Here is an 8,059-nt window from a genome sequence, read left to right as displayed (position 1 = left end):
TCGATGACGGAGACCTTGCCGGCGGCGTCGATCAGGGGCCATTCGCGGCGGGCGCCGGATTGGGATAGCAGCCATAGGCCGCGTTCGTCGGACAGGGTGGCTTGCAGCGTTTCCAGTACGGCTTCGGCGGCGTCGTCGGCTTGGGAGGCGGGGATGCCGGCCCGGGTCAGCTGGCGACGCATGGCGGGCAGGCGGTCGGTCAGGGCTTGGGGTGGCCAGGCTTGTACGCCGTCTTGGCCGATACGGGCAAGCCAGGCGTGGGCCAGCGTGCCGATGGCGGCGTCGTAGCCGGCTTCCAGTTGCCAGGCGGGGTGTTCGGTGCCGTCGCCCCAGGCGCCGCGGTCGGCGGTGCCGAAACCGGCGCTGATAAGGACGTTGGACTGTTGGGCCAATTGCGTCAGGCCGTTGCCAGCGACGCGGCGCAGGGGCTCGCCTTGCCATTCGGGAGTGTCGGCGGCGTCCGGTTCGGGCTGTTGGTCCAGCGGGGGCGGTTCAGGGGTGACCAGGCAGGGCCAGAGGCGGCCCAGCAGGCTGGCGGATGGCGGGGCTTTCACTTGGCCGCTGGCTTCGTCGATGGACACGTGGCCCACCAGGTGCAGGCGTTTGCGCGCGCGGGTGGCGGCCACGTACAGCAGGCGGTCGATTTCATAGGATGCGCGGCGGGCCTCGCGGGCGCCCAGGTAGCGCGATATCGGGTCGGCCTCGACCTCGGCGCGCGGCTTGACGGGGCCGAACAGCACGCGGCCACTGCTTTGTTCGAAACGCACCAGCGGCGCCTGGTCGCCGCGCGGGGCGCGATGCAGGCCGTACAGGATCACGGTTTCAAATTGCAGGCCCTTGGATTTGTGCATGGTCATGATCTCGACGGCGCCGTCGTCCTCGTCCGCCGCGTCGGGCGCGGCGAACAAGCGCGAGATCCCGGCGTCCAGCGCTGCGGGGTCGATGGCACCGTGCGGGGCCAGGCGTTCGACCAGCTGGAACAGGCTTTCGGCGTCGTTCGACACCGACAGGCCGGCATACAGCGCGGGGCCGCCCAGGCGGCGCCACAGGGATTCCACCCAGGCGGCGAACGGCATCGCGCCCGAGGCATTGCGCTTGTCCAGCAGCACGGCCGCCACTTGCCGCAGCCGTTCGAATTCGTCGGGGCTCAGCAGGGCTTGCGCCAATGGCGGCTCGGGCGCGGGCGATTCGGCTTCAGGCCATGCGCCTTGTGGAACGCGGCCGACGCCGGACGATGCGCCGTCCAACGGTGCGGATTGCGAGGCACCGTTGGCGGCGTCTGGACTGGCGTCAAACAACGAGCGTTGCGCGGCACCGCCCTGCGCGCCTGAGTCGGCCTCGAACAACGAGCCTTGCGCGCCGCTGGCGGAGATACCGCGCGCCGGCGCGACGACTCGCGAGGCGCCAGCAGCCGCCGTCGGAGCGGTGGCCGGTGTCATGCGCAGCGCGCGTTCCAGCAGTACCGGGACCGGCGTGACGTGGTCGTCGCCGAACAGGCGTTGCAGGGACGTCAGCGTCAGCCCGCAGTACGGGGCGCGCAGTACCGACAGCCAGGCCATGCGGTCGGCCGGGTGCGACAGCGCGCGCACCAGTTGCACCAGGTCGGCCACCACCGGCCGCAGCGCCAGGGGCACCAGGTCCACGGCGCGGCAGCGGATGCCTTCCTGCGCCAGCCGGCGCGTCAGATTGCCCAGATGGCTGCGCGCGCGCACCAACACCGCCACGGGGTGCTTGGCGCCTTTGTGATCGATCAGCGCCTGGCGCACCAGGCCGACGGCGATATCTTCTGCCTGCTCCTCGGCGGGCGTGCCGCCCGCGCGCGACCAAGCGGGGTGGAATCGCACCGCAGGGTCGGGCAGCGCCTCGTGGAACGCGGTGGACGGGCTGTACGCGATGGCGCCCGCCGCGGCGTCGCTACGCCGGGGCAGCAGACCCGCAAACGAACGGTTCACCCATTCCACAATGCCCGCCTGCGAGCGGAAGTTGTCGGTCAGGTTCAGGAAATCAGGCGTCAATTCGCCCACGCCGATATCGGCCACCTCCAGGAACAGGCCCACTTCCGCCTTGCGAAACCGGTAGATCGATTGCATCGGGTCGCCCACCAGGAACAGGCTGCGCCCGTCACCCGCCTGCCAGCCCGAGGTCAACGTGCGCAGCAAGTCCAGCTGCGTCTGGCTGGTGTCCTGGAATTCGTCGATCAGCAGATGGCGAATGGACGCGTCCAGTTTCAGCAACAGCTCGCCGGGATCATCGGCGCTGCCCAGCGCAGCGGCCGCGCGTTGCGCGATTTCGATGAAATCGACCTCGCCTTTGTCCGCGAAGCGCAGGCGCAGTTGCGCCACCGCCAGCGCCAGCGTCATCAACTGCGCGCCCAGCACTTCCCATTGCGCGTCCGTGAAATGCGGCGCCGGAATGTCGCGCACGGCGTGCAGGCGGCGCACCCAGGCGGCCTGCCCGTCGGCCGATTCCAGCCATGCCACAAAGGGTTCCTTGTGCGCGCACTTGGCCGGAAAGCCCAGGTTTTTATTGACGGTCTTGCGCAGGCTGCCGGTGCCGGTCAACAGCAGATGCGCCACGGCGCGCCACTGGTCCAGCACTTCGGCGTCCGGCGGCAGTTCTTCCGTCCAGTCCAATAGCGCCAGCAGCTTGTTGTCGTCGTCGCCATCCTGCAAATGGGACGCGGCCAGGCGGGCCGGGCCGCACAGCGCATCGGCCCAGCCCAGCGGCATGGCGTCGCACAGCGCGTCCAGGTCTTCGCCGATGGCCTCGGCCAGCATCGCTTCCATGCCGGCGCGATCGGAGCCGTGGCGCAGCAGCGGCAGCCACTGGTCGCGCTGCCCCAGCATGTCGGCCAGGGCATCCTTGGCCGCCTGCACGTCCACATCCAGATGCTTGAGCAACACGCGCACCGCGTCGTAGTCATCGGCAAGATCCAGCGTGGCGCGCGCCGCCGCTTCGTAGTGCGCGCGTGCATCGTCGGTAATGTCGGGCATGCCGCCCAGCTCGGACAGCCACGGCATGCTGCGCACCAGGCCCGCGCAAAACGAGTCGATGGTGCGTATGGCCAGGCGCGCCGGATGGTCCAGCAGATGCCAGCCCTGCTCGGCATTGCGCGCCAAGGCGGCGCGCGCCAGTTCCCAGCTGCGGCGCTCGTGCATGGCCTCGGGCGGGGCGTCCAGCCCACGGCGCAGCTTGCTCAACACGCGCGCGTGCATTTCGGATGCCGCCTTGCGCGTGAACGTGATGGCGACAATTTCCTCGGGCCGGTTCACCGTGGCCAGCAGCGCCAGGATGCGGTCGGTCAGCAGTTCGGTCTTGCCCGAGCCGGCCGGCGCCTGCACGAGAAAAGAGCGGGTGGGATCCAGCGCGTCGGTACGCGCGGCGTGGTCCTGTGGCAGGCGTTCAGTGTCGGCCATGGCTTAGGCGTCCTCGTCGTCAAGATGCAAACGCAAGAACGGCAATGCATCGCAGTATTTCAAATCGTCCCGGCGGTAGGCCATGTTGGTGGCCACGCCCGCCACATACTCATCCGCCAGCGCTTCGATGGCAACGCGCCAACGCTGCCGGATCTCGGGCCATGTCAGACCATCGAAGAACTTGCTGTCGCTGGCCAGCGTCACCCCGGGCACGCCAAGGTCTTCATCGGCCAGCCCTTGCGCCGCGACCTGCCGCGCATGGATCTGCGCCAGCACCAGCCCGGCGACCTCGCCGCCCGCGGCATCGGCAAGCACCGACGCGTAGAACGGCAACTGCACATTCACGGGCCGACTGCGCGACCAATCGGGTTCCGGCTTGGCGGCGGCCACGCCCGTCTTGTAATCGACGATGACGTTGCGCCCATCGGCCAGGGTGTCGATACGGTCCAGACGCAATTTCAGGTTCAACGCGCCGCGTTGCCACTGGTGGTTTTTTTCGACCTGGGCAACCGCGAACGGCAAGCGCTGCGCTTCCATGTCCAGCCACGCGGCCAGCACGGCGCGCGCGCGTTGGCATTCCAGCGCCTTCAACGCGGGCGCGTAGTCTTTGAGTTCTTCGTCGGCGGCCTGCGCCACGGCCTGCTCCAGCAAGGCCGCCAGCCGGTTCGTGGCCATGATTTCATGCAGCGTGTCCTGGTCGGGCATCATGCCCCATACCAATTCCAGCGCCTTGTGCAGGAACTGCCCGCGCACGTTCACCGTGGCGCTGTCGGCATAAGGCGCCAGCTCGCGCCCGCCCAGGCGGTGGCGCACGAACGCCCAAAGCGGGTTGCGCGCCTGCGTGTCCAGCACGTCCAGCCCGCCGCCGCCCCGGTTGCCCGGCGCCAGTGGCGGCCCCTGGTTGTCGTCCAGCGACTCTTGTGGCAAGGGCGCAGTGGGAGCCGCCGCCGGCGGCATCCAGTCGCTTAGTGAAGCGCCCGCGATCAGCGGCGATGGCCGTAGCTCGCGTTCCCCGTCCATGTGCGCGTGGCTGACGATGATGTCGGGCGCGCAGCGGCACAGCGCGGCGTACATGCCTTCGGCCCATTCGCGTTCACGTTCCGGCGTGGCGCGTGGCGCCTTGGCCTGGCGCAGCACTGCCAGCGGCAACAGCGGGTTGGGCTTGGGCGAGGCCGGCAGCACGTCGTCCGTCAAACCCAGCATCCAGACGCCGTCCCAATAGCCGCCTTCGGCTTCCAGCAGGCCCAGCACGTCAAGGCGCGCCGTGGGATCGCGCTGCGGTTGAAACGATGCCGACCGCGCCACGCTTTGCAGCAGGTTGACCGCCGCCACCCCGCCCAGCCGGCCGGCCGCCGGCGCCAAGGCCGAAAAGCTGCCCAGCGCGTCGCCCAATGCGCCCATGACCTGGTAGGCCACGCTGTCCAACACGCCTTCGCCCGGGAAACCCAGCGCCGTCAGCGCCGCTTTCATGCGCAGCACCCAGACGTCGCACGTCGCCTGGCGGCCGCCTTGCGTCCAGATTTCCAGCGCCTGATGCCAGGCCGGCGCCAGCGCGGGAAGATCGGCCAGCAGTTTTTTCCAATCATGCGGGCTGACATGTTGTACGGCTTGACGGCGCCAGCGCGCGTCGATGGCGGCCAGGCGCGCGCGGTCGCGGACATCGCCGGCACAATGCCCGGCCAGCAAGGCCGCGCCCAGAACGTCTACGCCGCAGCCCTTGCCGCTTGCACATTCCGCCAACGCGCGAAGCCACGCCAGTGCGGCACGCGCCATCGGCCATTCATTCAGTGGCCGGCCCACGGCCACGTTGAAGGCATGCGCGGGCGCGCCGTCGCGACCGGCCAGCGCCTGGCTCAAGATGCGGCGCGCGAATGGCGATTCGGCTTCCAGCTGCGGCGAGACGATCGCAAAGCGCCCTTGCGGATGCGCCTTCAATTGGCCGGCAGCCCAAGCGGCCGCCGCGCGCCATTCGGCGCCTTGGTCGGCCGCTTCGAAACGGCGCGCCACCGTTTCAACACGCTGCTCGTCACGCCATTGCGACACCCGCGAACCCTGCATTTCAAAGGCGCTGAGCAGGCGGCGAAATCGCGGCGACATATCGGTAAAGCCGGCCAGGACCAACTGCGCGGGCGTGCGCAGACGGCCCTCTTCCAAGGCGCGCAGCACACGTGCGTAGCCTTGGTTGGCGTCTTCGGCGTCGATGCCGGCCAGCGTTTGCCGGTAGCGCACGCGCCAGCGCGCAAAGCCGCGATATTCGTCCGTGTCGGCGCCCGAAGGCACGTGCAGGTCCCATTCGTCCATCAGCAGGTCGGCGTCCATCGCCAGCCTGGCCGCCTGGCTGGCGTCCAGCAGCACGCGTTCGGCTTCTTCGGCGCGGATGGCTTCGGTCCAGACCAGTTGCGTGGCGAAGCTGTCCAGCCGATAGGCGGGCACGTCGTCGTCCGCTTCGAAGGCCAGCTCGTTGGCGGATTCGGCAAGCCAGGCGGACAGCGGCAGGATGCGCGGCAACTCGCTGACCTGGCGTTCCTGGCGCAGCAGCCCGGCCAGTTCCAGCGTAAGGCGGCGCGACAGCCGGTTGTTCACCGTCAACACCAGCGTGTCGGCGGCAGCCAGGGCGCCGATATCCGGCAGCGATAGAAAGGGATGGGAAAGCGACGCGTCCTGCATGAGCATCCGTAAATCGCGCGCCCGAAGGCCGCGCGGGAAGACGAAAAAAACGACGGGAAAATTACCGTCGTAGGATACCGCGAGCCGCCGGGGCAAAGGCGGCTAAAAGCCGCAAAGCGATGCCAGGTTTTCCCAATGCACCTGCATGTTGGGCGTGGTGTAGCCCCAGAAAGCCAGGCCCAGCACCGCCGCCAGCGCCAGCATGCCCACAGCGCGCCAGGCGCGATGGCGGCGGGCGGCGGGCGGTTGGGCAGGCGGCAGGGAAGGATCGTGGGAGGGCATCACAGGCGCGTCGATTTCGGTGAAATTGCGGGACAGTTTTATCTCGGTTTCAAACAAACACGAAGGGGGCAGACAAGCGTAACGGCGATTTTGGGCCGGTTTCGAAGCGGTTTAGAAGCGGCTCCGAAGCGGTTCCGAACCGGCGCCAGCCACCACGCCATCTCAGGCCGACACCGGGCGCGTCTCCACAGGCGTGACCGGCTGTTCGCGCACCGGCAGGCACAGCAGCGCGGCAATCACGGCAAGCGCCACGCCCAGCCACCAGACCATGTCGTAGTTACCGGTCTTGGCGTACGCGTACCCGCCCAGCCAGACTCCAATGAAGCTGCCCAGCTGGTGGCCCAGGAACACGATGCCCGATAGCGTGGCGGCATAGCGCAGCCCGTAGATCTGCCCGATCAGCCCCTGGGTAAGCGGCACGGTGCCCAGCCAGAACAGACCCATCCACGCGGCGAACACGTACAGCACCCACGCCGACAGCGGCACCGCCAGCAACAGCAGGATGCCGAACGCGCGCATGAAATACACCACGGCCAGCAGCCGCTTCTTGCTGTATTTGCCGCCCAGCTTGCCCGCATAGAACGAGCCCAGCACATTGAACAGGCCGATCAACGCCACCGCCGTCGCGCCCTGCCCCGCCGTCAAGCCGCCATCCGTCACGTAGGCCGGCAAGTGCAGCGTGATGAACGCGGTGTGAAAGCCGCAGACAAAGTAGCTCCAGAACAGGAAGTGAAACGACGGATGGCGCACGGCCTGCCGCACCGCGGACGCCAGCGACTGCTGCGGCCCGGACTGCGCTTGCGGGCGCCCGCGCAGGTAATAGGCCAGCGGCGCGGCACAGGCCACGAACAGGGACAAGACCCACAACGCACCGGGCCAGTCCATGCCGGTGATCAGCGCCTGCCCGGTCGGCACCACGGCAAACTGGCCCAACGAGCCGCCCGCGCTGGCAATGCCCATGGCCGTGCTGCGGTAGGCCGCCGGCACCGCGCGCGCCACGACCGGCAGGATCACCGGAAACGTCGTGCCCGCCTGCCCCAGCCCGACCAGCACGCCGGCCGACAGGTACAAGGTGGTTTCATCGGTGGCGAAGCGGGTGCCGATCATGCCCAACATGTACAGCACGGCACCCAGCGCGATGGTGCGGCCCGAGCCGTAGCGGTCGGCCAGGATGCCCATGAAGATGCAGGCCACGCCCCAGACCAGGTTCTGTAGCGCGAAGGCCATGGAAAAGACATCGCGGCCCCAGCCGTGGGCCAGGCCCATCGGCTGCATGAACAGGCCGAAGGTGGCGCGCACGCCCATGGCAAGCAGCACCACCAGGGTGCCCAGGATCAGGGTGCGCGTGGAAATCGTATCGGTTTGCGTAGACATGAAACCCGTGTCTGGTTGTTGTGTGGGTTTGCGTCCCCTCCTCGGGACTCGGCAAACATCATATACAAGTCGCCGCGCGCCAAACCGTAATAGCCCTTCTGGCGAATCACGCTTTATGCCGCGCTGTCACTAGGGCCTACCCCGTACGACCAAGGTCGAGTGTCCGAGCCGGTGATGCGTCTCTATATTGGGCAGAGGCCCGCAAGGCATCGCTGCGTGGGCCGACCCGGATGCCTACACGCCGTCCGGCAATAACAACAAGGAGCCCGACCGTGCCCACCCCCGACCCCACCCCTGGCGCTGTCTCCTATCCACACCTC

General features: G+C 68.4%; 4 protein-coding genes. All 4 read right to left on the bottom strand.

The features are described 5' to 3' along the window. Positions 1-3,416 (bottom strand): exodeoxyribonuclease V subunit beta (locus tag YH64_RS29865; protein ID WP_143215623.1); only part of this gene is annotated, 3,416 nt, incomplete at its 3' end. Positions 3,417-3,419: 3 nt separating this feature from the next. Further along, positions 3,420-6,083, bottom strand: coding sequence for a PD-(D/E)XK nuclease family protein (locus tag YH64_RS29860; protein WP_046807927.1), 2,664 nt, complete (start codon positions 6,081-6,083; stop codon positions 3,420-3,422). A 102-nt stretch (positions 6,084-6,185) separates the two neighbouring features. Beyond that, positions 6,186-6,365, bottom strand: a complete 180-nt coding sequence (locus YH64_RS29855) for a hypothetical protein (RefSeq protein WP_046807929.1) — start codon at positions 6,363-6,365, stop codon at positions 6,186-6,188. A gap of 162 nt (positions 6,366-6,527) precedes the next feature. Next, on the bottom strand, positions 6,528-7,739 hold the full coding sequence (locus tag YH64_RS29850) for an MFS transporter (RefSeq protein ID WP_046807928.1): 1,212 nt from the start codon (positions 7,737-7,739) through the stop codon (positions 6,528-6,530). Positions 7,740-8,059: the final 320 nt, after the last annotated feature.

The sequence above is a fragment of the Achromobacter sp. LC458 genome, assembly GCF_001005835.2.
GTDB classification, from domain to species: Bacteria; Pseudomonadota; Gammaproteobacteria; order Burkholderiales; family Burkholderiaceae_B; genus Achromobacter; species Achromobacter spanius_B.
The sequence above is the reverse complement of the archived record's forward strand: the minus strand, read 5'-3'. Positions and strand labels throughout refer to the sequence as shown.